The sequence below is a fragment of the Streptomyces sp. NPDC044044 genome, from assembly GCF_056434405.1.
On record NZ_JBWKFG010000009.1, the window covers coordinates 247,219 to 273,116 of the forward strand.

The window sequence follows — 25,898 nt, forward strand, 5'->3', positions numbered from 1 at the left end:
TCAGGGGGCCTCCTTCACGGGGGCGGGTTCGCTCTCGCGGGGAGGCGGGACCGTGGCTTCATCGGTGGTGCCGGTGCCGGTGCCGGTGCCGGTTCTGGTGTCCGAGCCGCCCGCCATGGCGAGACCAAGGGTCCGCTCGTCCGCGTCCGCGCGGGCGTACTCCGCGGCCACCCGGCCCTCGTACATCACCAGGACACGGTCCGACAGACCGCGGATCTCGCTCAGTTCGGCGGAGACCAGGAGGATCGCGTGGCCCGCGTCGCGGTGGGCGATCAGCTGGTCGTGGATGGTCTGGATGGCACCGATGTCGACGCCCCGTGTCGGCTGCTCGACGATCAACAGGGGGGATTCATGGGCGAGTTCGCGGCCGATCACCAGCTTCTGGAGGTTGCCGCCGGACAGCGAGCCCGCCGTGTGGCGGGACGAGGCCGCCTTGATGCCGAAGCGTTCGATCAGGACGCGCGCGTGCTCGCGGAGCCAGGACGGGCGCAGGAGGCCGTGCCCCCGGTGGTGGCCCATGGCCAGGTTCTCGGCGATCGTCGCGGCCGGCGCGGTGCCGACCGCCACGCGGTCCTCGGGGACGTAGGCGAGACCCGCCGCGCGGCGCCCCGCGGCCGACGCGTCCGTGATGTCCTGCCCGCAGAGCGTGACCCGGCCGCGGGAGAGCGGACGCAATCCGGCGATCGCCTCGACGAGTTCACTCTGGCCGTTGCCCGCCACGCCCGCGATCCCCACGATCTCGCCCGCGCGGACGGAGAGCGCGACCTCGCGCACGGCGTCCGTCGACAGGGAATCGACGAGAAGGACATCGCCGCCCGGTGTGCCCGTCGGGTGCACGCGGTCCAGCTCCACCGCGCGGCCCGTCATCGCCGCGGCGATCCCGTCCGCGCTGGTGTCCGCGGTCCGCATCCGCGCCGCGACGCGGCCGTCCCGCAGGACCGTCACCGCGTCGCTGCCCTCCATCACCTCGCGCAGCTTGTGGGTGACGAGGAGGACCGTGCGCCCGTCGTCCGCGAGGGAGCGCAGCACACCGAACAAGGCGTCGGCCTCCGACGGGGTCAGGACCGCCGTCGGCTCGTCGAGGATCAGCGTGCGGGCGCCGCGGTAGAGGAGCTTGAGGATCTCCACCCGCTGGCGCACGCCCACCGCCAGGTCCCCGACCTTCGCCGCCGGGTCCACCGCGAGCCCGTGCTCATCGGCGAGCGCACCCACACGCCGCAGCGCCTCCGCGCGGTCCGTCAGACCGAAACGGCGCGGCTCGGCGGCGTACACGACGTTCTCCGCGACCGTGAAGGACGGGAAGAGCTTGAAGCTCTGGTGCACCATGCCGAGGCCCGCCGCGATCGCCTCGCTCGGGCTAGCGAACGTCACCTCGCGCCCGTCGAGCAGGATCTGCCCCGCGTCCGGCCGCTGCAGCCCGTAGAGCACGGACATCAGCGTCGACTTGCCCGCGCCGTTCTCGCCCATCAGGGCGTGGATCTCGCCGCGCGCGACGGTCAGGTCCACCCGGTCGTTGGCGAGGGTGCCGGGGAACTCCTTGGTGATGCCGCGCAGTTCGACGGCCGGAGCGGCGGCGGCAGAGGCGGTGAGGGACTCAGGCCGCGGGGTCATCGACCTTCAGCTTCCCCGCGACGATCTCGTCCCGCAGCGACTCGACGCGCTTCAGCACATCCTTGTGGTCGGCGATCAGGCACTGGGAGTCCGCGACGCCGGGCTCGAGGCCGGTCAGCGACATCCCGCCCTCCTTGAGGCCGTACGACACCGTGGTGCCGCCCTTGCCCTTCAGGATCTGCGCGATGCCCTTCTCGACGGCGACATCGGTCTTCTTCAGTACGTTGTCGACGACGACCCCGGCGTTGCCGACGCACTGGTTGGCGTCGACGCCGTACGCCTGGAACCCCTTGGCCTTCGCGGCCTGGAAGACACCGGTGTTGCCGCCCGCCGCTGCCGCCATCACCTGGTCGGCGCCGCCCGAACCGATGGTCGCCGCCTGGTCCTTGGCGCGCGCCGCGTCACTGAACGGGGACTGTCCGCCGACGAAGAGCGTGCGGTCCTTGACGCCCGCCTTCGCCTTCTTCGCACCGGCCGCGAACGGCTCGCTGTAGCGGCGGAACTGCACGCTGTCGAGGACGACGACGGCTCCCACCTTGTTGCTCTTGGTGAGCAGTCCGGCCTCGGCGCCCGCGAGGTACACCGCCTCGTGCTCGCGGAAGACCGCGCACGTGACGTTCTTGAACGTCTTCTTCGTGCACGCGTCGACGAGCAGGAACTGCTGCTTGGGGTGCGCCTCGGCCTGCTGGGCGGCGATGTCGGCGAACTCGAAGCCGACGAGCGCGATGACGTCGGGCGCGGAGTCCACGGCCGACTGCACGTTCTGCTGCTGCGAGGACGTGTCGCTGCTCTGGAAGACCTTCGGGGTCCCGGCGCCCTGCGCCTTGGCCGCCGACTTGACCCCGCTGACGGCCAGCTTGAGGAACTCGTTCTGCGCCACCGGGTCGGGCGTGACGAGCGTGAACGCCTTGGCTCCCTCACCGGCGTCCGCATCGCCCTTCTTCGCCGCCGCGTTGCAGCCGGTGGCGAGAAGGGCGGCGCCGACGGCGAGCGACGACAGCCGAAGGGACGTACGACGGGATATGCGAAGCGGCATGCGCAGGGACATACGGGAGCGCCTTCTCGAAGGAGCCTGGGAGCCCAGGCCGTGGCAGGGGGCGGTTCGGGACGTGCGAAGCGATGTCGCTCAGCGACAACGGCGACAACAGCGACAGCGGTGACAGCGGCACATTCGGCGGCCGTCGGTCACGCTGTTGGTCACGGCGGGGCAGCGCATGGAGCCGGCGGTCCGCTGGGCTTTCATGGCCGTCCTCCTCGCACCGTGGGTCGATCCGTCCTGGGTGGCGGTGAGGGTAACACCGGATTTCGGACAGCCGCACGAACGTCTCGAAATATGGTTCGAGCACGTCAGGTACGGTGACGGCACCCCTCCTCGCATGGCCGGAACGCCCCTATTTTCCCGGAGTTGAGCACATGAGCAGCCAGGACCTGCGCGCTGTCACGTGGACGGCGGCCGCGGAGGGCGCCACGCCCTCCCTCTCCCTCATCGACCAGACCGCGCTCCCGCACGCCCTGGAGCGCCTCGACGTCACGACGGTCGACCAGCTGATCGACGCGATCGTGCGGCTCGTGGTCCGCGGGGCACCCGCGATCGGCGCGGCCGGTGGGTACGGGGTCGCGCTCGCCATGGCGCAGGGCGAGCGCGAGGGCTGGGACCGGGCACGCCTGGACGCGGAGGTCGCCCGGGTGCGTGCGGCGCGGCCCACCGCCGTGAACCTGATGGTGTGCGTGGACCGGGTCGCCCCGCTCATCGACGCCGGGCTGCCCGCGGTGCTCGCGGAGGCGGACGCGATCGTGCGGGAGGACCTGGAGGCGAACCACGCGATGGGCGCGTTCGGGGCGGACTGGCTCCTGAAGCGCCTGTCCGTGGACCGCCCGCTGCGGATCCTGACCCACTGCAACACGGGCGCGCTCGCCACGGCGGGCTGGGGCACGGCCTTGGGCGTCATACGCGAACTGCACGGCCGTGGCCGCCTGGAGACCGTGTACGCCGACGAGACCCGCCCCCTGCTCCAGGGCGCCCGCCTGACGGCGTGGGAGCTGGCCCAGGAGGGGATACCCCACTTCGTCCAGGCGGACGGGGCGGCAGCGGGCACGATTCTGCGGGGCGAGGTGGACGCGGCGATCGTCGGCGCGGACCGGATCGCGGCGAACGGCGACACGGCCAACAAGGTGGGCACCGTGGGGATCGCCCTCGCGTGCGCGTACGCGGGAATCCCGTTCGTGGTGGCCGCGCCCACGACGACGGTGGACCTTGCCACGGAGACGGGTTCGGGCATTCAGATTGAACTGCGGGGCGAGGACGAGGTGTTGGAGTGGGGTGGTGTGCGGACCGCTCCGGCGGGGTCGCGGGGGCACAACCCTGCCTTTGATGTGACGCCCGGGTCGTTGGTGACGGGGCTGGTCACGGAGCGGGGCGTGCTGGAGGTGGGGGCGGGGGAGTTGCCGTCGGCGGGGCTGAGCTGAGGGCGTTCCTCACGCCGGAGGGGCTGAAGGATTTCCCCGGGCCGGGGTGAAACTTCAGCCCGTCCGGCATTCGAGGACGAACTCGGCGAAGCCGGTGATGACGGCGCCCAAGGCCCCCGCGCCGAAGGCCCCCGCGCCGAGCGGGTTTCCGGGAAGGGGCGGGGTCGGGGGAAATCAGCCCCGGGTCAGCTCCAGCTCCAGAAGCCACTCCACGACCTCCGTGCGGTGCCGCGCCTCCCGCGGGTTCTCCCCCCACACATACAGCCCGTGCCCAGCCACCACCACCGCCGGCATCCCCGGCGAAAGCGCAGCCTCAAGCCGATCCCCGAGCACCGCCATGTCCTGGCTGTTCTCGATCACCGGCAGGGTCACGGCGACCTCATGCGTCCCGTGCCCGAGCCCCTTCAGCATCTCCAGGTCCCGGAACGCCACACCCCCCGGCTTCCGGTGCCCCATCGCCACCGACGCCACGGTATGGACATGCACCACGGCCCCGGCCCCGGTCAGCGCGGCCACCCGCGCGTGCAGCGCCGCCTCCGCCGAGGGGCGCCCCGCGCCCAGCGCCGCACCGGACGCATCCGTCAACACCACGTCCGCCGGGGTGAGTTCACCCTTGTCGCGCCCACTGGCCGTCACGGCGAGCTGAAGCGGCGTACGCGAAAGCACCACGGACAGGTTCCCGGACGTACCCCGCATCCATCCGAACGAGGCGAAGCGCGCCGCCTCGGCGGCGAGGACGGCGCCCGCCTCCTCCAGGTCGAGCGCGGCAGTGGTCTCACTCATCGGTCTCACTCCTGGTCCTGACAAAACTGATCTCGTCGAAGGCCGCGGCCTCCGGATGCCCGCCGACCCCGGCGGCGAAGTAGGGCTCCCCGGCCCGACGGACACCGACGGTCCGCCACCCGGCGTCCCGCGCTGCGTCCAGCTCCCCGAGCCGGTCGGAGAGGAACAGCGTGCGGCCGGGGTCCACCCCGGCAGCGGCGGAAATGGCCCGGTAGGAGTCCGGCTCCTGCTTGGGGCCCGCATTCTCGGTGTCGTAGAAGCCGCTCACGAGCTCCAGCAGGGACCCCTCGGGCGAGTACGTGAACCACGCCCGCTGCGCCGCGACGGACCCGGACGAATACACGTACAGGCGCACCCCGCCGCCACCGTCACCGTCCGCCGCCCAGCCCCGCAGCACACCGATCACCTCGGGGTAGAAGTGCGAGACCAGCTCGCCCCGCGCGAAGCCCTCCGCCCAGAGGATCCCCTGGAGCGTCTTCAGGGGCGTCGCCTTGCGATCGGCGTCGACCCATGCGCCCAGGATCTGCTCCACCCGCCCGGCATCAGCCCCCGGCTCACCGGCAAGGTCGCGCACCTGCGCGACGGCCCGCGCCACCTCCGGCTCGTCGCCCCGCGAGGCGAGCAGCGCCCCGAAGCGTTCGCGGGCGTAGGGGTAGAGCACATCCACCACGAACCCCGTGGCGCTCGTGGTGCCCTCGATGTCGAGGACCACGGCGTCCACGGAGCCCGCATCGAACCGAACGGTCACGCGGTGTACCCCGCGTGGATCGCGTCGAAGTCCGGGAAGCGGTCCGCGATCGGGCTGCCGGTGAACGTGCCGATCCAGCCGTCCTCCTCGTGGAAGAAGCGGATCGCCGTGAACGCGGGGGACGTGCCCATGTCGAACCAGTGCGTCGTGCCGCGCGGCACCCCGAGCAGATCGCCCTTCTCGCAGTAGACCGCGTGCACTTCGCCGGCCACGTGCAGATAGAAGATCCCGGCGCCCGCGACGAAGAACCGCACCTCGTCATCGTCGTCGTGCGTGTGCTCGGCGAGGAACTTCTGCCGGGCCGCCTTCGCCTTCTCGGGCCACTCGGGGTCGTCGCTGGGGTGCAGCGCGACCACGTCGACCGTCCGGAAGCCCTCTTCGGCGTTGAGCTGGTCGATCTCCGTGCGGTACGCGGCGAAGACGGCAGCGCTGTCCGCGTCGGCGGGCACGTCCTCGCGCACCGGCCACTGCTCGTAGCGCACGCCGACGGGGGCGAGCGCGGCGGCGATCTCGGCCGGGTCCGCGGTGCGGCGTATGACGGTCTCGGGGCCGGACTCCGGCCAGGTCGTCAGGAGGGTCATCGATCACTCCAGGGCAGGTCAGGGATGTGTTCGGATCGTAGCTCGCGGTCCGGACACGTCACACGGTGTCCCACAGCGTGGACGGCGCGGCCCTGCGCACCACCGGCGCGACCTCCTCGGCGAACCGCTGCAGCGTCTCGATCTGCTCGCCCCGCTCCAGGCCGTAGCCGTCCACGGTGACGGACTGCAGGTCGTGCCCGTACACCTCGTGGTAGCCCAGGATCTTGTCGATGATCTGCTGCGGGGAGCCGATGAGCTGCGGCCCGTCCGCGATCGCGTCCTCGATGGTGCGGAAGGGGGTGTTGTAGCCCGCCCTGCCCGCCAGATGCGGCTTGAAGGTCTGGCGCACCTTCGCCTCGTACAGCTCGCGGTAGCGCGAGACGGCCTGCTCCGCGGAGTCCGCGATCAGCAGCCCGCCCGAGCCGGCCGCCACACGGGCGCGCGCCGGATCGTGCCCGTACTCCTCGAACCGCTCGCGGTAGTGCGCGATCAGCTTCGCGTAGGCGGCACGCGGCTGGATGGCGTTGGCGGTGAACAGCGGATCACCGTGCTTGGCCGCCAGGTCGGGGGAGTTGAGGGACGTCGCGGAGCCGTGCCAGATGCGCGGCACACCCGCGTAGGGGCGCGGCACCGTCGTCACGTCCTTCAGCGCGGGCCTGAACTCGCCCTCCCAGTCGACGTTCTCCTCGCTCCACAGACGCCGGAGCAGCTCGTACTTCTCCTTCTGCAGATCCCACTGCCGCTCCTCGTCGAGCCCGAAGAGAGCGAAGTGCCCCGCCTCCGCGCCCTTGCCGATCACCAACTCGACGCGTCCGCGCGAGATCTGATCGAGCGTCGCGTAGTCCTCGGCCACCCGCACCGGGTCGAGGATCGCCACGACGGTGACGCCCGTGAGCAGCTTGATGCGCGTGGTGCGGGCGGCGAGCGCGCCGAGCACGACGGTGGGGCTCGACGACAGGAAGTCGCCCGCGTGCCGCTCCCCGACGGCGTACGCGTCGTAGCCGAGCCGCTCGGCGGCCACGCCGACCTCGATCACGTCCGCCAACCGGTCGGCGGGTGAAGGGAGTTGACCGGTCAGTGGATGCGGGGCGTGGCCGATGATCGAGAGCACCTGGAACTTCATGGCCCTCACTCTTCCCGCGCCCTGTTGCACCCGTATGTACGCGGTATGGCGGCACGCCGGGCCAGGGGGCCCGGACACGCCGAAGGGCGGTTCCCCCTCCCGCGGGGAACCGCCCTTCAACAGCGCTGGGTGTGACTACTTGCCGTCGAGCACGTCCTGGACCTTGCCGCGGACCTCGTCCGTGGCAAGACCGCGGATCGTCAGCGTCGTACGGCGGCGAAGCACGTCGTCCGCCGTCTCGGCCCACTCGTGGTCACGGGCGTAGACGACCTGCGCCCAGATCTCCGGGGCGTCCGGCGAGACGCGCTCGGCCAGCTCCGGGTTCTCGTTCGCCAGGCGGGCGATGTCGAAGGAGAGCGAGCCGTAGTGCGTCGCCAGGTGCTTGGCGGTGTCGGCGGCCATGCGCGGGCCCGGCGCCGGGCCGTCGACGAGCAGGCGGTGCGCGACCGCGCGCGGGTTGGCGATGCCGGGCAGCGGAAGCCGCTTCTGGAGCTGCGAGATCGGCTCGTAGTCGTCGCCGAGCGGGTGGCCCGGCAGCGACTCCAGCTTCTTCATCACCGTACGGCCGATGTGGCGGAAGGTCGTCCACTTGCCGCCCGCGACCGAGAGCATGCCGCCCGCGCCCTCGGTGACGACCGTCTCGCGCTTGGCCTTGGAGGTGTCGCCGGGACCGCCGGGCAGGACCCGCAGACCCGCGAAGGAGTACGTGATCAGGTCACGGGACAGCTGCTGGTCGCGGATGGAGAACGCGGCCTCGTCCAGGATCTGCGCGGTGTCCGCCTCGGTGACCTTGACGTCCGCCGGGTCGCCCTCGTACACCTCGTCGGTCGTGCCGAGCAGCAGCATGTCCTCCCAGGGCAGGGCGAACGTGATGCGGTACTTGTCGATCGGCGTGGCCAGCGCGGCCTTCCAGGGGGCGGTGCGCTTGAGGACCAGGTGCGCGCCCTTGGAGAGGCGGATGGAGGGGTCCGCGTCGGGGTTCTCCATCTTGCGCAGGTGGTCGACCCACGGCCCGGTCGCGTTGAGCACGAGCCGCGCGTTGACGCCGAACTCGTCACCGCTCATGCGGTCCTTGAGCTCCGCGCCCGTGACCCGGCCCTTGGTGAAGCGAAGGCCCGTGACCTCGGCGTGGTTGAGGACGGCGGCACCGGCCTCGACGGCCGCGCGGACCGTCATCAGGGCCATGCGCGAGTCGTTCATCTGGTCGTCGCCGTACACGGCCACGGCCTTGAGGTTGTCCGTGCGCAGCTCCGGCACGTCCTGCGCGGCCTTCGACGGCGAGAGCAGGTGGCCGACGCCGTCACCGAACGCGGAGAGCGCGCTGTACGCGAAGACGCCCGCGCCCAGCTTGGCCGCGCCGTGCGGGCCGCCCTTGTAGACGGGCAGGTAGAAGGTGAGCGGGTTCGCCAGGTGGGGGGCCACCTGACGCGACACCGCGCGACGCTCGAAGTGGTTCTCCGCGACCAGCTTCACCGCGCCGGTCTGCAGGTAGCGCAGACCGCCGTGGAGAAGCTTGGAGGAGGCGGAGGAGGTGGCGCCGGCGAAGTCACCGGCGTCCACCAATGCCACCCGCAGTCCCGACTGCGCGGCATGCCAGGCGGTGGAGATGCCCAGGATCCCGCCGCCGATCACCAGGAGGTCGTACGTCGCCTTGGAAAGCTGCTCCCGGGTCTCGGCGCGGCTCGCCACTGGAATAGAGGCACGTGAACCGGCAGCCGGATGCGTCCCGAGGGCAGGGACGCTCTGCAGGGTGGTCATGTTCTTACTCCTCGTCCTCGATCCAGCCCATGGTCCGCTCGACGGCCTTGAGCCAGCTCTTGTACTCACGGTCGCGGGTGTCCGCGTCCATGCGGGGGGTCCACTCCGCCGCCCGGCGCCAGTTGGCGCGCAGTTCGTCGGTGCCGGACCAGAAGCCGACGGCGAGGCCGGCGGCATAGGCGGCGCCGAGGCAGGTCGTCTCGGCCACCATCGGGCGCACCACCGGTGCGTCGAGGAAGTTCGAGAGCGTCTGCATCAGCAGGTTGTTGGAGGTCATGCCGCCGTCGACCTTGAGGGCCGTGAGCTCGACGCCGGAGTCCTTCGTCATGGCGTCGGTGATCTCACGGGTCTGCCAGGCCGTGGCCTCCAGGACGGCGCGCGCGATGTGCGCCTTGGTGACGTACCGGGTGAGACCGGCGATCACACCGCGGGCGTCGGAACGCCAGTACGGGGCGAAGAGGCCGGAGAAGGCCGGTACGAAGTAGGCGCCGCCGTTGTCCTCGACCGACGACGCGAGCGTCTCGATCTCGGCGGCGGAGTTGATCAGGCCCATCTGGTCGCGCATCCACTGCACCAGCGAACCGGTGACGGCGATGGAACCCTCGAGGGCGTAGACCGGCTTCTGGTCGCCGATCTGGTAGCCGACGGTGGTCAGCAGGCCCGAGTAGGAGTTGATGGCCGACTCACCGGTGTTCATCAGCATGAAGGTCCCGGTGCCGTACGTGGACTTGGCCTCGCCCTTGGCGAAACAGGTCTGGCCGAAGAGGGCCGCCTGCTGGTCGCCGAGCGCGGAGGCGACGGGGATGCCGGGCAGGACGTCGCCGAGCGTGCCGCCGGTGACCTCGCCGTAGACCTCGGCGGAGGAGCGGATCTCGGGGAGCATCGCCATCGGGACGCCGATGGACTCGGCGATCTTCTCGTCCCACTTCATGGTGTGCAGGTTCATCAGCATGGTGCGCGACGCGTTGGTGACGTCGGTGACGTGCTTGCCGCCGTTGACACCGCCCGTCAGGTTCCAGATGACCCAGGAGTCCATGGTGCCGAAGAGGATGTCGCCCGCCTCGGCGCGCTCGCGCAGGCCCTCGACGTTGTCGAGCAGCCAGCGGGCCTTGGGCCCGGCGAAGTAGCTGGCGAGCGGCAGGCCCGTCTCACGGCGGAAGCGGTCCTGGCCGACGTTGCGGCCGAGCTCCTTGCACAGGGCGTCGGTGCGGGTGTCCTGCCAGACGATGGCGTTGTGCACCGGCTCGCCGGTGTTCTTGTCCCAGAGCAGCGTGGTCTCACGCTGGTTGGTGATGCCGATCGCCTTGATGTCCTCGTGGGTGATCCCGGCCTTGGAGATGGCGCTCGCGACGACTTCCTGGACGTTGGTCCAGATCTCGGAGGCGTCGTGCTCGACCCAGCCCGGCTTCGGGAAGATCTGCTCGTGCTCCTTCTGGTCGACCGAGACGATCCGGCCGTCCTTGTCGAAGACGATGCAGCGGCTCGAGGTGGTGCCCTGGTCGATGGCCGCGATGAAGGGGCCAGCGGTGTGTGCGTCGGTGGTCACGGTGTGCTCCTGATTTCTTGCTCGGCGGTCTGTCTCAGGCGGTCATCGGCTGCTGTCGCGGTCCTACTTGAACGCGAGGTTGTAGAGACCGCCCGCGATGGCGCCGCCGATCAGCGGGCCGACGATGGGCACCCATGCGTACGTCCAGTCCGAGCCGCCCTTGTTGGGCAGCGGGAGCAGGGAGTGCACGATGCGCGGACCCAGGTCACGGACCGGGTTGATCGCGTAGCCCGTGGGGCCACCGAGGGAGAGACCGATGCCGACGACGACGAGCGCGGTGATCAGCGCACCGAGGACGCCGATGCCGTTGCCGTTGTCGTTCAGGCCCTGCGTGAGGATCGCGAGGACCAGCACGATGGTCGCGATGACCTCGGTGAGCACGTTCTGCGCGTAGTTCCGGATCTCGGGGCCGGTGGAGAAGATGCCGAGCACCGGACCGGCCTTCGGCGCGCTCTTCAGGTCGACCATGCCCTCGTCCGCCGGCAGCGTGGCGAGGAGCTCGGGGTCGGTGAGGTGCGCCTTGAACTGACCCATGTAGGTGAGCCAGACCAGGATCGCGCCGATGATCGCGCCGAGCAGCTGCGAGCCCAGGTAGAGCGGAACATCGCTCCACTTGGTGCCGCCCTCGATGGCGAGTCCGACGGTGACCGCCGGGTTGAGGTGGGCGCCTGACACGCCACCCGCCAGGTAGGCGCCGGTCAGCACGGCGAAGCCCCACCCGAAGGTGATCGCGAGCCAGCCGGCGTCCTTGGCCTTGGAGGCCTTGAGCGTGACGGCGGCGCAGACACCACCGCCGAGCAGGATGAGTATGGCGGTACCGATGGTCTCGCCGATGAAGATGTCGGAGCTGGACACCCGCGACTCCTTTGTCCTTCGTCCAGGGGAAGGCGAACCCCGGGTCCCTCCGGTGGTCCGCGACCTCAGGTGAGGTCGTTGCCGGCCCTTGGCCTTGTCACACTCTAGCGCGTAATGCCGGTAGGTGTTCGACAATGCCGACCGATGGACGCGAGTCTCACCCCGGGGTTACTTGCCCGTCAAGACTTCCGTTATTGAAAACACGATCGTTATTGATCGTTCCGGGTTATCGATCCCCGTCGGGGTGAAACACGTGCATCGATCGTCGCGCACAAGGATGCCCCCTGCATGTTGAGCAGGGGGCAGGCGGCGGCGTGCGGACGGTGGCGCGGGGGCTAGAAGCGCCCGGCGCCCAGGTCCCGTGACACGGCGCGGGCGCAGTCCCGCACGGCCGCGATGAGGTCGGGACGCAGCTCCCCGTCCTTCTGGACGCGTTCCACCGCGCCGGTGATGCCGACCGCGCCGACCGGCATGCGGCGCCGGTCGTGGATGGGGGCGGCCACGGAGGCGATGCCCTCCCATGTCTCCTCGACGTCGGAGGCGTACCCGCGCGCGCGGGTGATGTCGAGGACGCCCTCGAAGTCGTCGGGGTCCACGACGGTGCGTGTGGTGAGGGCGGGCCAGTCGGCTTCGGCGGCCTCGCTGTGCGCCACGGGGTCGTACGCGGCGAGCACCTTGCCCAGGGCCGTGGAGTGCAGCGGCTGCATGGCCCCGACCTCCAGGACCTGGCGGCTGTCGTCGGGCCGGAAGACGTGGTGCACGATCAGGACGCCCTGCTGATGCAGGACGCCGAGGTAGACACTCTCGCCGCTGGAGCGGGCCAGGTCGTCGGTCCACACCAGGGCGCGGGCCCGCAGCTCGTGCACGTCCAGGTAGCTGTTGCCAAGGCGCAGGAGCTCGGCGCCGAGCTGATAGCGGCCCGAAGCGGACTCCTGCTCGACGAAGCCCTCCGCCTGCAGGGTGCGCAGGATGCCGTGGGCCGTGCCCTTGGCCAGGCCAAGGGCGGACGCGATCTCCGAGAGGCCGAGCCTTCGCTCTCCGCCCGCGAGAAGCCGCAGCATCGCGGCCGCCCGCTCGAGCGACTGGATGTTCCGTGCCATCGCAGCCCCTTCCTCCGTCCCCTCTGACTCCAACGTTCGACAATGCTGAACACTATCGGTCGTTGTCGACCTCCCGCGACAGCGCGGCAGGCTGTGTTTCTCGCCGTTCCCGCCGTTCCCGCCGTTCTCTCCCTCCTTGCCCTTCTCGCCGTTTCCCGCCGCACCCCGCGCCACACCCGGTCGCGGAGGCCGGACCGGGGCGGGGGCGTCCGCACCATGAACACTCAAGCGCCGTGGACCTTCGTCCCGCTACCCTGGCCGAGTGCGCCTTCCACCGAAGCGCAAAGCCGACAGCCGTCGCACCTCAGGGAGCTCTTTCATGGCCTCGTTGCCAACCCCCTCGTCCGGTCTCCACGACGGGACCCGAGTCGAAGCCCTCCGCGAAGCCCTCGCCACCCGTGTCGTGGTGGCCGACGGCGCGATGGGCACGATGCTCCAGGCACAGGACCCCACCCTCGAGGACTTCCAGAACCTCGAAGGCTGTAACGAGATCCTGAACGTGACCCGCCCGGACATCGTCCGCTCGGTCCACGAGGAGTACTTCGCGGTCGGCGTCGACTGCGTCGAGACGAACACGTTCGGCACGAACTTCGCCGCCTTGAGCGAGTACGACATCACCGAGCGGAACCTCGAGCTCTCCGAGGCAGGCGCCCGCATCGCCCGCGAGGTCGCCGACGAGTTCACCGCGAAGACCGGCCAGCAGCGCTGGGTCCTGGGCTCGATGGGCCCCGGCACCAAGCTGCCGACGCTGGGCCACGCCCCGTACACCGTGCTGCGGGACGCCTACCAGATCAACGCCGAGGGCATGATCGCGGGCGGCGCCGACGCGCTCCTGGTGGAGACCACCCAGGACCTCCTGCAGACCAAGGCCGCGATCCTCGGCGCCCGCCGCGCCCTGGAGGCCACCGGCACGAACCTCCCCCTGATCTGCTCGGTCACCGTCGAGACCACCGGCACGATGCTGCTCGGCTCCGAGATCGGTGCCGCGCTGACCGCCCTGGAGCCGCTCGGCATCGACATGATCGGCCTGAACTGCGCCACGGGCCCGGCCGAGATGAGCGAGCACCTGCGCTATCTCGCCCGCCACTCGCGCGTCCCGATCTCCTGCATGCCCAACGCGGGCCTGCCGGTCCTGGGCAAGAACGGCGCCCACTACCCCCTGACCGAGGCCGAGCTCGCCGACGCCCAGGAGACCTTCGTACGCGAGTACGGCCTCTCCCTGGTCGGCGGCTGCTGCGGCACGACCCCCGAGCACCTGCGCCAGGTCGTCGAGCGGGTCCGCGGCGTGGAGACGGTCCGCCGCGAGCCGCACCCCGAGCCCGGCGCCGCCTCGCTCTACCAGACCGTGCCCTTCCGCCAGGACACCGCGTACATGGCGATCGGCGAGCGCACGAACGCCAACGGCTCGAAGAAGTTCCGCGAGGCCATGCTGGACGCCCGCTGGGACGACTGCGTGGAGATGGCCCGCGACCAGATCCGCGAGGGCGCCCACATGCTCGACCTCTGCGTCGACTATGTGGGCCGCGACGGCGTCGCGGACATGGCCGAGCTCGCCGGCCGCTTCGCCACCGCCTCCACCCTTCCCATCGTCCTGGACTCCACCGAACTGCCGGTCATCCAGGCCGGGCTGGAGAAGCTGGGCGGCCGCGCGGTCATCAACTCCGTCAACTACGAGGACGGGGACGGCCCCGAGTCCCGCTTCGCCAAGGTCACCGCGCTCGCCAAGGAGCACGGCTCCGCGCTGATCGCGCTGACCATCGACGAGGAGGGCCAGGCCCGCACCGTCGAGCACAAGGTCGCCATCGCCGAGCGCCTCATCGACGACCTGACCGGCAACTGGGGCATCCACGAGTCGGACATCCTCATCGACACCCTGACCTTCACCATCTGCACCGGTCAGGAGGAGTCCCGCAAGGACGGCATCGCCACCATCGAGGCGATCCGCGAGCTCAAGCGCCGCCACCCGGACGTGCAGACCACCCTGGGTCTGTCGAACATCTCCTTCGGCCTCAACCCGGCTGCCCGTGTCGTCCTGAACTCCGTCTTCCTCGATGAGTGCGTCAAGGCGGGCCTTGACTCGGCGATCGTGCACGCCTCCAAGATCCTGCCCATCGCGCGCCTGGAGGAGGAGCAGGTCAAGGTCGCCCACGACCTGATCTACGACCGCCGCGAAGAGGGCTACGACCCCCTGCAGAAGCTCATGGAGCTCTTCGAGGGCGTCAACATGAAGTCGATGAAGGCGGGCAAGGCCGAGGAGCTCCTGGCCCTGCCGCTGGACGAGCGCCTCCAGCGCCGCATCATCGACGGCGAGAAGAACGGCCTGGAGGACGACCTCACCGAGGCCCTGCAGACCCGCCCGGCGCTCGACATCGTCAACGACACCCTCCTGGAGGGCATGAAGGTCGTCGGCGAGCTGTTCGGCTCCGGCCAGATGCAGCTGCCCTTCGTGCTGCAGTCCGCGGAGGTCATGAAGACCGCGGTCGCGCACCTGGAGCCGCACATGGAGAAGTCGGACTCCGAGGGCAAGGGCACCATCGTCCTGGCCACCGTCCGCGGCGACGTCCACGACATCGGCAAGAACCTCGTCGACATCATCCTGTCCAACAACGGCTACAACGTCGTCAACCTCGGCATCAAGCAGCCCGTCGCCGCGATCCTGGACGCCGCGGCCGAGCACCGCGCCGACGTGATCGGCATGTCGGGTCTCCTGGTGAAGTCGACCGTGATCATGAAGGAGAACCTGGAGGAGCTCAACCAGCGCAAGATGGCGGCCGACTTCCCGGTGATCCTGGGCGGCGCGGCGCTGACCCGTGCGTACGTCGAGCAGGACCTCCACGAGATCTACGAGGGCGAGGTCCGCTACGCCCGCGACGCGTTCGAGGGCCTGCGCCTGATGGACGCCCTCATCGCGGTCAAGCGCGGCGTCCCCGGCGCCACCCTGCCCGAGCTGAAGCAGCGCCGCGTACCCAAGAGGGACACCCCCGCCGTGGAGGTCACCGAGGACGAGGGGCCCGCCCGCTCGGACGTCTCGGTCGACAATCCCGTCCCCACCCCGCCGTTCTGGGGCACCCGCGTGGTCAAGGGCATCCAGCTCAAGGAGTACGCGTCCTGGCTGGACGAGGGCGCCCTGTTCAAGGGCCAGTGGGGCCTCAAGGAGGCCCGCAAGGGTGACGGGCCCTCGTACGAGGAGCTCGTCGAGACCGAGGGCCGGCCCCGGCTGCGCGGCTGGCTGGACGAGCTGCACACCAAGAACATGCTGGAGGCGGCCGTCGTGCACGGCTACTTCCCCTGTGTCTCCAAGGGCGACGACCTGATCATTCTGGACGACCAGGGCAACGAGCGCACCCGCTTCTCCTTCCCGCGCCAGCGCCGCGGCCGGCGCCTGTGCCTCGCGGACTTCTTCCGCCCGGAGGAGTCCGGCGAGACCGACGTGGTCGGCCTGCAGGTCGTCACCGTCGGCTCGAAGATCGGCGAGGCCACCGCCAAGCTGTTCGCCGCCGACTCCTACCGCGACTACCTCGAACTGCACGGCCTGTCCGTGCAGTTGGCCGAGGCGCTCGCGGAGTACTGGCACGCGCGCGTGCGCGCCGAGCTCGGCTTCGGGGGCGAGGACCCGGCCGCCGTCGAGGACATGTTCGACCTGAAGTACCGCGGCGCGCGCTTCTCGCTCGGCTACGGCGCCTGCCCGAACCTGGAGGACCGCGCCAAGATCGCCGAGCTCCTGGAGCCGGAGCGGATCGGCGTGGAGCTGTCCGAGGAGTTCCAGCTCCACCCGGAGCAGTCCACGGACGCGATCGTCATCCACCACCCCGAGGCGAAATACTTCAACGCGCGTTAAGCGGTCAAGTCGTACACTTGTCGGTCCAGCGCAGGCCGGTTGCTCACCCGTCACAAGGGAGCAACCGGCCTTCTCGTCCCTCATGGAGGTGTGCCCGGATGACCAGTACGGTTCCCGCGCTCGGTACCCGAACGGCCGAAGGCTCCGCTCTGCAGGCGGTGCTCCTCGACATGGACGGAACACTCGTGGACACCGAGGGGTTCTGGTGGGACGCCGAGGTCGAGGTCTTCGCCGCACTCGGGCATACGCTCGACGAGTCCTGGCGTGACGTGGTCGTCGGCGGTCCCATGACGCGCAGCGCCGGATTCCTCATCGCGTCCACCGGGGCCGACATCACGGTCCCCGAGCTGACCGTGCTGCTCAACGACGGCTTCGAGAACCGCATCGGCCGCGCCCTGCCGCTGATGCCGGGCGCCGCGCGGCTCCTTGCCGAACTCGCCGCGCACGAGGTGCCGATGGCACTGGTCTCCGCGTCGCACCGGCGCATCATCGACCGCGTGCTCGACTCGATCGGGGCCCACCACTTCACGCTCACCGTCGCGGGCGACGAGGTGGCCCGGACCAAGCCGCACCCGGACCCGTACCTCCTCGCGGCGGCCGGGGTTGGCGCGGAACCGGCCAGATGTGCCGTCATCGAGGACACCGCGACCGGCGTCGCGGCGGCCGAGGCCGCGGGCTGCCGAGTGGTGGCCGTACCGTCCGTGGCGCCCATCGCCCCGGCGTCCGGCAGGACCGTCGTCCCGTCCCTCGAACATGTCAACCTGCCTTTCCTGCAAGGTCTGATGGCTGGAAAGCGCTGAACAGTTGAAGATGTGACCTTTCCCACTCCGTTGGGGGTCGACAGCTGGTCACAGCTGTGCCGGGCCTCCGATATGGGCGAGTTGTGGAGTGTCGTTGTGTCCCGATTGAGGGGAACCTGACGAAACCTTCCCGTGTCGGGTTATCGGTGCGTCCGCGCCCGGTTTCGCTGCGTGATTGAGGGTCAACTCCGGTCCCTTCCGGCCCAACTGGTGGTGCGGACTAATGTCGTCGCGAGAACATCGCCACGCCCCCACGGACCGACTGACCCCACCCCTCGTTGCCGGTCCTGACGGGACCAACAGCTCTGGAGAACGTCGAGCATGAACCGTAAGACTTTGGTGCTGCCGGCCGTCATAGGTCTGCTCGCCCCCGCGCTCGCGGCGTGCGGCGGGGCGGGCGACGGTGGGGGAGACGACGCGATCGCCGTCGGCACCACGGACCGGTTCGCCACCTCGCCCGAGGTCCCGGCTCCCTTCGACCCGGCGTACGCCTATGACGCGGGCTCCTGGAACATCCTGCGCCAGACGGTCCAGACGCTGATGGCCATGCCGCGGGGCGACGGCGAGCCCGAGCCCGAGGCCGCCGAGAGGTGCGGGTTCACCGACACCGGCAACGAGCGCTACGAGTGCACGCTGCGCAAGGGCCTGAAGTTCGCCGACGGCAAGCCGCTGACCGCCACCGATGTGAAGTTCTCCATCGAGCGGGTGCGCGACATCAAGGTCAAGGACCCCAGCGGCTCCGACGGCCTGGTGGCCAACGTCGACGCGATCGAGACCCAGGGCGCCCGGGGCATCGTCTTCCACCTCAAGAGCCCCGACGCGACGTTCCCGTACAAGCTGGCCACGCCCACCGCGGGCATCATCAGCTCCGAGCACTACGCGAAGAACAAGCTGCGCGACGGCTTCGACGTGGACGGCTCCGGTCCCTACACCGCCGAGCAAGAGGTCGAGGGCAACAAGCTCGTCAAGACGGTGTTCTCCAAGAACCCCAACTACAAGGGCGCGTTGAAGCCCAAGAGCGACAAGATCGAGCTGCGCAACTACGACTCCACCGACGCCATGGGCAGCGCCCTCAACAGCGGCGACATCGACATGATGACGCGCACCATGTCGCCCGAGCAGATCAAGCAGCTCGACGAGGACCCGGGCAAGAACATCGAGTTCGTCGAGACCCCCGGCCTCGAGATCCGCTACCTCGGCTTCAACACGGACGCCACCACCGTCAAGTCCAAGGCCGTCCGCCAGGCCATGGCGCAGGTCGTCGACCGCGGCGCCATCGCGACCGGCGTGTACGGCGACGCGGCCGAGCCGCTCTACTCCCTGGTGCCGACCACGGTCACGGGCCACACGAACTCGTTCTTCAACAAGTACGGCGACCCGAGCCCGGCCAAGGCCCGCAGCCTGCTCCAGAAGGCCGACATCACCACCCCGGTCAAGCTCACCCTGCACTACACGACCGACCACTACGGCCCCGGCACCAAGAAGGAGTTTGAGCTGCTGAAGAAGCAGCTCAACGCCAGTGGGCTGTTCGACGTGTCGATCAAGGGCGAGGCCTGGAGCACCTTCCGCTCCGCCGAGCAGAAGGGCGCGTACGACGTCTACGGGATGGGCTGGTTCCCCGACTTCCCCGACGCCGACAACTTCCTCGCGCCGTTCCTCGACGAGGACAACTTCCTCGGCTCGCCGTACGTGAACAAGACCATCAACGAGGAGCTGATCCCGCACTCGCGCCGCGAGGCGGACCGGCTCACCGCGTCCAAGAGCATCCAGAGGATCCAGGACATCGTCGCCGACGACGTGCCGGTGCTTCCCCTCTGGCAGGGCAGGCAGTACATCGCCGCCCGCGACGACATCACGGGCGTCGAGTGGGCCCTCAACTCCTCGTCGAACCTGCAGCTGTGGGAGCTCGGCCGCGGTGTGAGCGGCTGACCTCCGCGCACGCCGGCACGGACCGCCGGGCTTCGCTCCACCGATGGACATCAACGACAAGGCACGTACGTGAAATTGCGTAACCAGTGGCTGGCCCTTCCCCTCACGGGAGGACTGGCCGCCGCCCTGCTGACCGGCTGCGGCACGGAAACGGGCGGAGCGGGGGAGGACGGCGACTCGGTGGTGATGGGGATGTCGGACGACGTCCTGGCCACCGACCCGGCGTCCGGCTACGACCCCGGGTCGTGGCTCCTGTTCAACAACGTCTTCCAGTCCCTGATGAGCTTCCCGAACGGGGGCACGGAGCCGGAGCCCGAGGCCGCCAAGGAGTGCGGCTTCACGGACACGAAGACCAGGGTCTTCGAGTGCACGCTGCGGGACGGTCTGAAGTTCAGCAACGGCAACGCGCTGACCTCGAAGGACGTCAAGTTCTCCTTCGACCGCATGATGAAGATCAATGACGACGCCGGTCCCGCGATCATGTTCCCGATGCTCGACCGCGTCGAGACGCCGAACGCCAAGAAGGTCGTCTTCAAGCTCAAGTACGCCGACGCGACCTTCCCCAGCAAGATCGCGTCCGGCGCCGGCTCCATCGTCGACCACGCGTCGTACGACATGAACAGCCTGCGCGGCGGCGACGAGGCCACGGGCTCGGGACCGTACAAGCTCGACTCCTTCGACAAGGAGCAGGCGGTGTTCTCGGTCAACCCCGACTACAAGGGCACCGCCAAGGTGAAGAACAAGGGCGTCACCCTCAAGTTCTTCCACGACGACCAGAAGGGCCTGAAGAAGGCACTCCTGGACGACAAGATCGACATCGCGTACCGAGGCCTCGCCGCCGACGACATCGCGGACATCGAGCAGGACACCTCCGACAAGAGCCAGAACATCGACGTCGTCGAGGGCACCAGCGCCGAGGTGCAGCACCTGGTCTTCAACATGAAGGACCCAGTCGCCGGCAAGCTGGGCGTCCGCAAGGCCATGGCCTACCTCCTGGACCGTGACGCCCTGGTCAAGGACGTCTACCGGGACACGGCCACGCCGCTGTACTCGATCGTCCCGGCCGGGATCGGCGGTCACAACACCGCCTTCTTCGACACCTACGGCGCCCGCCCGCAGCGCTCCAAGGCCGCGGCGGCCCTGAACGAGGAGGGCATCAGCGGCAAGGTCAAGCTCACGCTCTGGTCCACGCCCTCGCGCTACGGCCCCGCGACCGACCAGGAGCTGAGGGCGATCGCCAAGCAGCTCAACGCGAGCGGCCTCTTCGACGCCGACGTGAAGTCGATCGAATTCAGCCAGTACGAGCGGGACATCAAGTCCGGCAAGTACGGCGTCTACGTCAAGGGCTGGGTGCCGGACTACCCGGACCCGGACAACTTCACGCAGCCGTTCTTCGGCAAGGGCAACGTCCTGCAGAACGGCTACCAGAACAGCGAGATCACCGGGAAGATCATCCCCGGCACCGCGGGCGAGACCGACCGCACCCGGACCGACGAGGACTACTCGAAGCTCCAGGACGTCGTCGCCGACGAGCTGCCGATTTTGCCGGTCTGGCAGGCCAAGCAGTACGCCGTCATCTCCGACGACGTGTACGGCGTCGAGTCGTGCCTCGACGCGTCGACGGTGTTCCGCTTCTGGGAGCTCAGCAAGGCCTGATCACGACAGTGAAAAAGGTGGCCGCCCCTTTCCGAGGGGGCGGCCACCTTTTCCGTTCGCCACTGCCTGTACTGCCTCTACTGCTGCCCTGTACTGCCTCTACTGCGCGCCGGGTCGCACCAGGCCGCTCTCGTACGCGTACACAGCGGCTTGCACGCGGTCGCGCAGGCCCAGCTTCGTGAGCACATGGCCCACATGCGTCTTGACCGTCGTCTCGCTCACGAACAGGTCCGCCGCGATCTCCGCGTTCGACAGGCCGCGCGCCACCAGCTTGAGGACCTCGACCTCCCGCTCGGTGAGTGTGTGCAGGGCGTCGGGCACCGGCTCGTCGCCCGACGGGAGATGCCCCGCGTACTTGTCGAGGAGCCTGCGCGTGATGCTCGGCGCGAGCATCGCCTCGCCCGACGCGACCACGCGGATCGCCTGCACCAGCTCGTTCGCCGGAGCGTCCTTGAGCAGGAAGCCACTGGCCCCCGCGCGCAGCGCCTCCACCACGTACTCGTCGAGGTCGAAGGTGGTCAGGACCAGGACCTTCGCCGGTCCGTCCCGGCCGGGACCGGTGATCTGCCGGGTCGCCTCGACGCCGTCCATCCTCGGCATACGGATGTCCATCAGGACCACATCGGGCTGCAGCGCCCGCACCTGGTCGAGAGCCTGCAGGCCGTCCCCGGCCTCGCCGACGACCGCGACATCCTGCTCGGCCTCCAGGATCATCCGGAACCCGGTGCGCAGCAGTGGCTGGTCGTCGACCAGTAGGACACGGATCGCCACGTAACTCTCCTTCGCTAGCCCGGGGCCATTCTGCCCTGCGTGCCCTCTTCGGACTCGGGCACCCTCACCGCAAGGGGGTACGGCGGGGGAGTCCCGCCGAATTCCGGACATACGGCCTGGTGGTCACACCAGCCGCAGAGCTTCGTCGGCCGGGGCCGCCACTCACCCGTCTCGGTGGCGAGCGTGATCGCCTCCCACAGCGCGTGCAGCTTCCGCTCGACCTGCTCCAGGTCCTCGGTCCTCGGGTCGTACGTGATGACGTCGCCGCTGCCCAGATAGACGAGCTGCAGGCGGCGCGGGACCACGCCCTTCAGGCGCCACACCACCAGGGCGTAGAACTTCATCTGGAAGAGCGCGCCCTCGGAATACTCGGGGCGGGGGGCCTTGCCCGTCTTGTAGTCGACGATCCGCACCTCGCCGGTGGGTGCCACGTCCACGCGGTCGATGATGCCGCGCAGCTTCAGGCCCGACTCCAGCTCCGCCTGCACGAACAGCTCGCGCTCGGCGGGCTCAAGGCGGGTGGGGTCCTCCAGGGTGAACCAGCGCTCGACGAGCTTCTCCGCGTCCGCGAGCCAGCGCGCGAGCCGCTCGCCCTGCTCGTCGTCGGCGAACAGCTCCGTCAGCTCCGGCTTGGCCTCGCGCAGGCGGTCCCACTGCCCCGGGATCAGGGCCTTGGCGCGCGGCGCGGTCCGCTCGCCCGCGGGCGCGTCGAAGAGCCGCTCAAGGACGGCGTGCACCAGCGTGCCGCGGGTCGCGGCCTCGCTCGGCTTCTCCGGCAGCTTGTCGATCACCCGGAAGCGGTAGAGCAACGGACACTGCATGAAGTCACTGGCGCGCGACGGCGACAGGGACGCCGGACGCACGGCCGTCACGGCACCCTCGGTCCTTGTTTCCATGAGGACAGACCCTACGACCCGCCACTGACAACGGCCGCATACCATCGACGACAGACCCTCTCGCCCTGCATGATCGTGCGTGTACCGCGCCGGACAGGGGCGAGGGACGCTTCGAACGAGGGGACATCGTGGACGAGAGCGGCGGGAGCGGCAGGCCGCGGTCCGACGGGACGGACGGTCGGCGGCCGGACCACGCGGACGACCACTCGGAGTCGCCACGTCCGGTGGACACGGCCGACTCCGCGAGGCCCGCGCAAGGCGGCTCCGACAGCGCCGAGGGCCCCGACAGTGCTGCCCGGCCCCAGGCACCCGGACAGGCGCCCCAACAGGCGCCCGACGACACACCACGCCCCGCGGACCAGCCCCGGGAGCCGGGCGACCGCCTCACGAAGAACCCGCAGGACACACCGGCCCCGCGGGACACGCCCGGGAGGACGTCGGCCAAGGACACCCATCCCGAGTACGCGCACGCCAGCCACGGCCCCGCCCCGAAGGCGACCCCGCCCAAGGGACAGAAGGGACCCGGGGGAGGGCTGCTCATGGGACGGCCGTTCGGCGTGCCCGTCTACGTGGCGCCCAGCTGGTTCCTCGTCGCCGCCCTCATCACCTGGGTGTTCGGCGGCCAGCTCGACCGGGTCCTGCCCGAACTCGGCGCCGCCCGCTACCTCGTCTCCCTCTTCTTCGCCGTCGCCTTCTACGCCTCCGTGCTCGTCCACGAGCTGGCCCACACCGTCGCCGCCCTGCGCTTCAAGCTGCCGGTGCGCCGCATCCAGCTGCAGTTCTTCGGCGGGGTCTCGGAGATCGAGAAGGAGTCGGAGACGCCCGGACGCGAGTTCATCCTCGCCTTCGTGGGCCCCCTGCTCTCCCTCGTCCTCGCGGGCGTCTTCTACGCGGGCATGCAAGCCGTAGAGCCCGGCACCGTGCCCGGCGTCCTGCTCGCGGGACTGATGATCTCGAACCTCATCGTCGCCGCCTTCAACCTCCTGCCCGGCCTGCCCCTGGACGGCGGCCGTATGCTCCGCGCCGTCGTCTGGAAGATCACCGGCAAGCCCATGAGCGGCACCATCGCCGCCGCCTGGGTCGGCCGCGCCCTCGCCATCTCCGTCCTGGTCGGCCTGCCGATCCTCAACCAGTCCGGCGCGCTCGGCGGCGAGACCCAGGACATCGGCGGCATGGACACCGTCATGGACGCCCTGCTCGCCGCGATCCTCGCCGCGATCATCTGGACCGGCGCGGGAAACAGCCTGCGCATGGCCCGCCTCCGGCAGCACCTGCCCGAGCTCCGCGCCCGCGCCCTGACCCGCCGCGCCGTCCCCGTGGAGACGAACACCCCGCTCTCCGAGGCGCTGCGCCGCGCCAACGACGCGGGGGCCCGCGCCCTGGTCGTGGTCGACGCCGACGGCGACCCGATGTCGGTCGTCCGCGAGGCGGCCATCGTCGGGGTGCCCGAGCACCGCCGCCCCTGGGTCACCGTCAGCGGCCTCGCCCAGGACATCACCGAAGGCATGCGGATCTCCGCCGAGCTCGCGGGCGAGGAGCTGCTCGACACCCTCCGGGCGACGCCCGCCACGGAGTACCTCGTGGTCGAGGCCTCCGGCGAGATCTACGGAGTGCTGTCCGCCACCGACGTGGAGCGCGCCTTCGTCAAGGCGATGGCCCGCCCCAGCTGACGCGGCCACCCTGGTCCTGGGCCCCCGAACGGGCCGGTAGGCTGTTCACATGTCCGAACCGACCGGTGCCGCCCGCCGACGCGGGCCCTTCAAGGTCGGGGACCAGGTTCAGCTGACCGACCCCAAGGGCCGCCACTACACGTTCACGCTCGAGGCCGGGAAGAACTTCCACACCCACAAGGGTTCCTTCCCCCACGACGAGCTGATCGGTGCTCCCGAGGGCAGCGTTGTCCGCACCACGGGAAACGTCGCCTACCTCGCGCTGCGCCCCCTGCTCCCCGACTACGTCCTGTCCATGCCCCGCGGCGCCGCCGTGGTCTACCCCAAGGACGCGGGGCAGATCCTGGCCTTCGCGGACATCTTCCCCGGCGCCCGTGTCGTCGAGGCGGGTGTGGGCTCCGGCTCGCTCAGCAGCTTCCTCCTGCGCGCCATCGGCGACGAGGGAATGCTGCACTCGTACGAGCGCCGCGAGGACTTCGCCGAGATCGCCCAGCAGAACGTGGAGCGCTACTTCGGCGCCCCGCACCCCGCCTGGCAGCTCACCGTCGGCGACCTCCAGGACAACCTGAGCGACACCGAGGTCGACCGCGTCATCCTCGACATGCTCGCCCCCTGGGAGTGCCTGGACGTCGTCTCCAAGGCGCTCGTCCCCGGCGGCATCCTCTGCTGCTACGTCGCGACCACCACCCAGCTCGCACGGACCGTCGAGTCCATCCGCGAGATCGGCGGCTTCAACGAGCCGACCGCCTGGGAATCGATGATCCGCAACTGGCACGTCGAGGGCCTCGCCGTCCGCCCCGACCACCGCATGATCGGCCACACCGGCTTCCTGCTCACCGCCCGCCGCCTCGCGGACGGCGTGGAGCCGCCCATGCGCCGCCGCCGCCCCTCCAAGGGCGCCTACGGCGACGACTACACCGGCCCGAACGCCGACGGCGGCACCCCCCGCGCGGAGCGCTGAGGCGCCACCGCCGAACGCACAGGCGCCGCCGCCGAGTTCCCCCTTCGACCGGGGAACTCGGCGGCGGCGCCTTTCCGTTCATGCCCTTCCTGGACCCCGCTGTTCCGCCGCACTGTGAGGTATGGCACGATGCTGGCCACCTCCCCCACCGGCACAGCCCTCACAGGAGACACTCCTAGTGCAGCACCCCGCCGTCCCGGAACTGGCACACAACACCACCCGCCCCGTCCACTGGCTGGCCACCGCGGCCGCGCTCGCCGCCGTCGTCGCGGGCTCCTCCTTCCTGCAGCCCGACCCCGCGAACGCCGCCCAGCCGAGCTCCAAGCCGTCCGGCAAGACCGCCGCCGCTCCGGCCCCGGCTCCGGATCCGGCCACCGTCACGTACCCCATCACCTGCGGCAACGTGAAACCCGTGGTCAAGAAGAAGGCCTCCGGGGACCTCGACGGGGACGGCAGACCCGAGACCGTCGCCGTGGTGCACTGCGCCGCCGGATCGGGCACGCCGCCCGACGGCGTGTACGTCGTCACGCGGGCCACGGAGGGCAAGCCCCGCGTCGTCGCCACCCTCGTCGACCCGAAGGACCGCCAGAACGTCAGCGACTTCGCCGTACGTGACGGCGTGATCACCGCCACGCTCCTGGGGTACTCGTCACCGAACGTGCCCAGCTGCTGCCCGGACCTCCAGGACGAGGCCAAGTGGCAATGGAAGGACGGCACGTTCGCACGGTCCACCCCGGCCGGTGCACACAGCGTGTGACCGCGAGGACACGAAGAAGGGCCTGTGCCCGCCGCTCAGCGGCGGGCAC

20 protein-coding genes are annotated in these 25,898 nt (G+C 70.1%); 8 read left to right on the forward strand and 12 right to left on the reverse strand.

Annotation, left to right across the window (positions count from 1 at the left end; genetic code table 11):
- Complete coding sequence (locus tag AC07AG_RS31850; protein WP_478759591.1) at positions 1 to 1,611, reverse strand: ABC transporter ATP-binding protein; 1,611 nt, start codon at positions 1,609 to 1,611, stop codon at positions 1 to 3.
- The gene (locus AC07AG_RS31855; protein WP_478759592.1) at positions 1,595 to 2,647 is read right to left on the reverse strand and encodes a BMP family ABC transporter substrate-binding protein; all 1,053 of its coding nucleotides are present in this window, start codon (positions 2,645 to 2,647) and stop codon (positions 1,595 to 1,597) included. Before AC07AG_RS31855 ends, AC07AG_RS31850 begins: the two co-directional genes overlap by 17 nt.
- A gap of 377 nt (positions 2,648 to 3,024) precedes the next feature.
- Between AC07AG_RS31855 and mtnA the strand changes: the two genes are divergently transcribed.
- Positions 3,025 to 4,077, forward strand: a complete 1,053-nt coding sequence (gene mtnA, locus AC07AG_RS31860; protein WP_478759593.1) for an S-methyl-5-thioribose-1-phosphate isomerase — start codon at positions 3,025 to 3,027, stop codon at positions 4,075 to 4,077.
- 174 nt (positions 4,078 to 4,251) lie between these two features.
- Here the strand turns inward: mtnA and mtnB are convergent, their stop codons facing one another.
- The 8 genes from mtnB to AC07AG_RS31900 all read right to left on the reverse strand — a co-directional run bounded on the left by mtnB (position 4,252) and on the right by AC07AG_RS31900 (position 12,571).
- A complete protein-coding gene (mtnB, locus tag AC07AG_RS31865) occupies positions 4,252 to 4,860 on the reverse strand; it encodes a methylthioribulose 1-phosphate dehydratase (RefSeq protein ID WP_478759594.1) in 609 nt (202 codons plus the stop codon).
- On the reverse strand, positions 4,853 to 5,608 hold the full coding sequence (gene mtnC / locus AC07AG_RS31870) for an acireductone synthase (RefSeq protein ID WP_478759595.1): 756 nt from the start codon (positions 5,606 to 5,608) through the stop codon (positions 4,853 to 4,855). The genes mtnB and mtnC overlap by 8 nt, the downstream gene beginning before the upstream one ends.
- Positions 5,605 to 6,189 carry a 1,2-dihydroxy-3-keto-5-methylthiopentene dioxygenase gene (locus AC07AG_RS31875; protein WP_478759596.1) on the reverse strand — a complete coding sequence of 195 codons (585 nt, stop codon included), beginning with the start codon at positions 6,187 to 6,189 and terminating at the stop codon, positions 5,605 to 5,607. The genes mtnC and AC07AG_RS31875 overlap by 4 nt, the downstream gene beginning before the upstream one ends.
- Positions 6,190 to 6,247: 58 nt before the next feature.
- Positions 6,248 to 7,312: an LLM class flavin-dependent oxidoreductase gene (locus tag AC07AG_RS31880; protein ID WP_478759597.1), complete on the reverse strand. Its 1,065-nt coding sequence runs from the start codon at positions 7,310 to 7,312 to the stop codon at positions 6,248 to 6,250.
- Between the two features lie 135 nt (positions 7,313 to 7,447).
- Positions 7,448 to 9,070 carry a glycerol-3-phosphate dehydrogenase/oxidase gene (locus tag AC07AG_RS31885; protein ID WP_478759598.1) on the reverse strand — a complete coding sequence of 541 codons (1,623 nt, stop codon included), beginning with the start codon at positions 9,068 to 9,070 and terminating at the stop codon, positions 7,448 to 7,450.
- Positions 9,071 to 9,074: 4 nt separating this feature from the next.
- Positions 9,075 to 10,616: a glycerol kinase GlpK gene (gene glpK, locus AC07AG_RS31890; protein ID WP_478759599.1), complete on the reverse strand. Its 1,542-nt coding sequence runs from the start codon at positions 10,614 to 10,616 to the stop codon at positions 9,075 to 9,077.
- Between the two features lie 63 nt (positions 10,617 to 10,679).
- On the reverse strand, positions 10,680 to 11,471 hold the full coding sequence (locus AC07AG_RS31895) for an MIP/aquaporin family protein (RefSeq protein ID WP_478759600.1): 792 nt from the start codon (positions 11,469 to 11,471) through the stop codon (positions 10,680 to 10,682).
- Positions 11,472 to 11,806: 335 nt separating this feature from the next.
- Positions 11,807 to 12,571, reverse strand: a complete 765-nt coding sequence (locus AC07AG_RS31900) for an IclR family transcriptional regulator (protein WP_249590972.1) — start codon at positions 12,569 to 12,571, stop codon at positions 11,807 to 11,809.
- 319 nt (positions 12,572 to 12,890) lie between these two features.
- On the opposite strand from AC07AG_RS31900, the gene metH reads away from it, so the two are divergent.
- From metH to AC07AG_RS31920, 4 genes are all read left to right on the forward strand, one after another.
- Entirely contained in the window at positions 12,891 to 16,409 is a 3,519-nt protein-coding gene (gene metH / locus AC07AG_RS31905; protein WP_478759601.1) for a methionine synthase, read from the forward strand.
- A 98-nt stretch (positions 16,410 to 16,507) separates the two neighbouring features.
- On the forward strand, positions 16,508 to 17,209 hold the full coding sequence (locus AC07AG_RS31910) for an HAD family hydrolase (RefSeq protein WP_478759602.1): 702 nt from the start codon (positions 16,508 to 16,510) through the stop codon (positions 17,207 to 17,209).
- A gap of 321 nt (positions 17,210 to 17,530) precedes the next feature.
- Entirely contained in the window at positions 17,531 to 19,138 is a 1,608-nt protein-coding gene (locus AC07AG_RS31915) for an ABC transporter substrate-binding protein (protein WP_478759603.1), read from the forward strand.
- 69 nt (positions 19,139 to 19,207) lie between these two features.
- Complete coding sequence (locus AC07AG_RS31920; protein WP_478759604.1) at positions 19,208 to 20,794, forward strand: ABC transporter substrate-binding protein; 1,587 nt, start codon at positions 19,208 to 19,210, stop codon at positions 20,792 to 20,794.
- A 99-nt stretch (positions 20,795 to 20,893) separates the two neighbouring features.
- Here the strand turns inward: AC07AG_RS31920 and AC07AG_RS31925 are convergent, their stop codons facing one another.
- Positions 20,894 to 21,565, reverse strand: coding sequence for a response regulator (locus tag AC07AG_RS31925; RefSeq protein ID WP_478759605.1), 672 nt, complete (start codon positions 21,563 to 21,565; stop codon positions 20,894 to 20,896).
- A 14-nt stretch (positions 21,566 to 21,579) separates the two neighbouring features.
- Positions 21,580 to 22,461, reverse strand: a complete 882-nt coding sequence (locus AC07AG_RS31930) for a RecB family exonuclease (RefSeq protein ID WP_478759606.1) — start codon at positions 22,459 to 22,461, stop codon at positions 21,580 to 21,582.
- 128 nt (positions 22,462 to 22,589) lie between these two features.
- Between AC07AG_RS31930 and AC07AG_RS31935 the strand changes: the two genes are divergently transcribed.
- The 3 genes from AC07AG_RS31935 to AC07AG_RS31945 all read left to right on the forward strand — a co-directional run bounded on the left by AC07AG_RS31935 (position 22,590) and on the right by AC07AG_RS31945 (position 25,849).
- Positions 22,590 to 24,131: a site-2 protease family protein gene (locus tag AC07AG_RS31935; protein ID WP_478759607.1), complete on the forward strand. Its 1,542-nt coding sequence runs from the start codon at positions 22,590 to 22,592 to the stop codon at positions 24,129 to 24,131.
- 49 nt (positions 24,132 to 24,180) lie between these two features.
- Complete coding sequence (locus AC07AG_RS31940) at positions 24,181 to 25,092, forward strand: tRNA (adenine-N1)-methyltransferase (protein ID WP_478759608.1); 912 nt, start codon at positions 24,181 to 24,183, stop codon at positions 25,090 to 25,092.
- Between the two features lie 178 nt (positions 25,093 to 25,270).
- The gene (locus AC07AG_RS31945; protein WP_478759609.1) at positions 25,271 to 25,849 is read left to right on the forward strand and encodes a hypothetical protein; all 579 of its coding nucleotides are present in this window, start codon (positions 25,271 to 25,273) and stop codon (positions 25,847 to 25,849) included.
- Positions 25,850 to 25,898: the final 49 nt, after the last annotated feature.

Excerpts from the sequence above, each read along its gene's own strand:
- AC07AG_RS31875 (WP_478759596.1), bottom strand. The coding sequence starts at position 6,189 with ATGACCCTCCTGACGACCTGGCCGGAGTCCGGCCCCGAGACCGTCATA.
- AC07AG_RS31930 (WP_478759606.1), bottom strand. The coding sequence starts at position 22,461 with ATGGAAACAAGGACCGAGGGTGCCGTGACGGCCGTGCGTCCGGCGTCC.
- mtnB (WP_478759594.1), bottom strand. The coding sequence starts at position 4,860 with ATGAGTGAGACCACTGCCGCGCTCGACCTGGAGGAGGCGGGCGCCGTC.
- AC07AG_RS31900 (WP_249590972.1), bottom strand. The coding sequence starts at position 12,571 with ATGGCACGGAACATCCAGTCGCTCGAGCGGGCGGCCGCGATGCTGCGG.
- AC07AG_RS31850 (WP_478759591.1), bottom strand. The coding sequence starts at position 1,611 with ATGACCCCGCGGCCTGAGTCCCTCACCGCCTCTGCCGCCGCCGCTCCG.
- AC07AG_RS31940 (WP_478759608.1), top strand. The coding sequence starts at position 24,181 with ATGTCCGAACCGACCGGTGCCGCCCGCCGACGCGGGCCCTTCAAGGTC.
- AC07AG_RS31855 (WP_478759592.1), bottom strand. The coding sequence starts at position 2,647 with ATGCCGCTTCGCATATCCCGTCGTACGTCCCTTCGGCTGTCGTCGCTC.
- mtnA (WP_478759593.1), top strand. The coding sequence starts at position 3,025 with ATGAGCAGCCAGGACCTGCGCGCTGTCACGTGGACGGCGGCCGCGGAG.
- AC07AG_RS31910 (WP_478759602.1), top strand. The coding sequence starts at position 16,508 with ATGACCAGTACGGTTCCCGCGCTCGGTACCCGAACGGCCGAAGGCTCC.
- AC07AG_RS31880 (WP_478759597.1), bottom strand. The coding sequence starts at position 7,312 with ATGAAGTTCCAGGTGCTCTCGATCATCGGCCACGCCCCGCATCCACTG.
- AC07AG_RS31915 (WP_478759603.1), top strand. The coding sequence starts at position 17,531 with ATGAACCGTAAGACTTTGGTGCTGCCGGCCGTCATAGGTCTGCTCGCC.
- metH (WP_478759601.1), top strand. The coding sequence starts at position 12,891 with ATGGCCTCGTTGCCAACCCCCTCGTCCGGTCTCCACGACGGGACCCGA.
- AC07AG_RS31885 (WP_478759598.1), bottom strand. The coding sequence starts at position 9,070 with ATGACCACCCTGCAGAGCGTCCCTGCCCTCGGGACGCATCCGGCTGCC.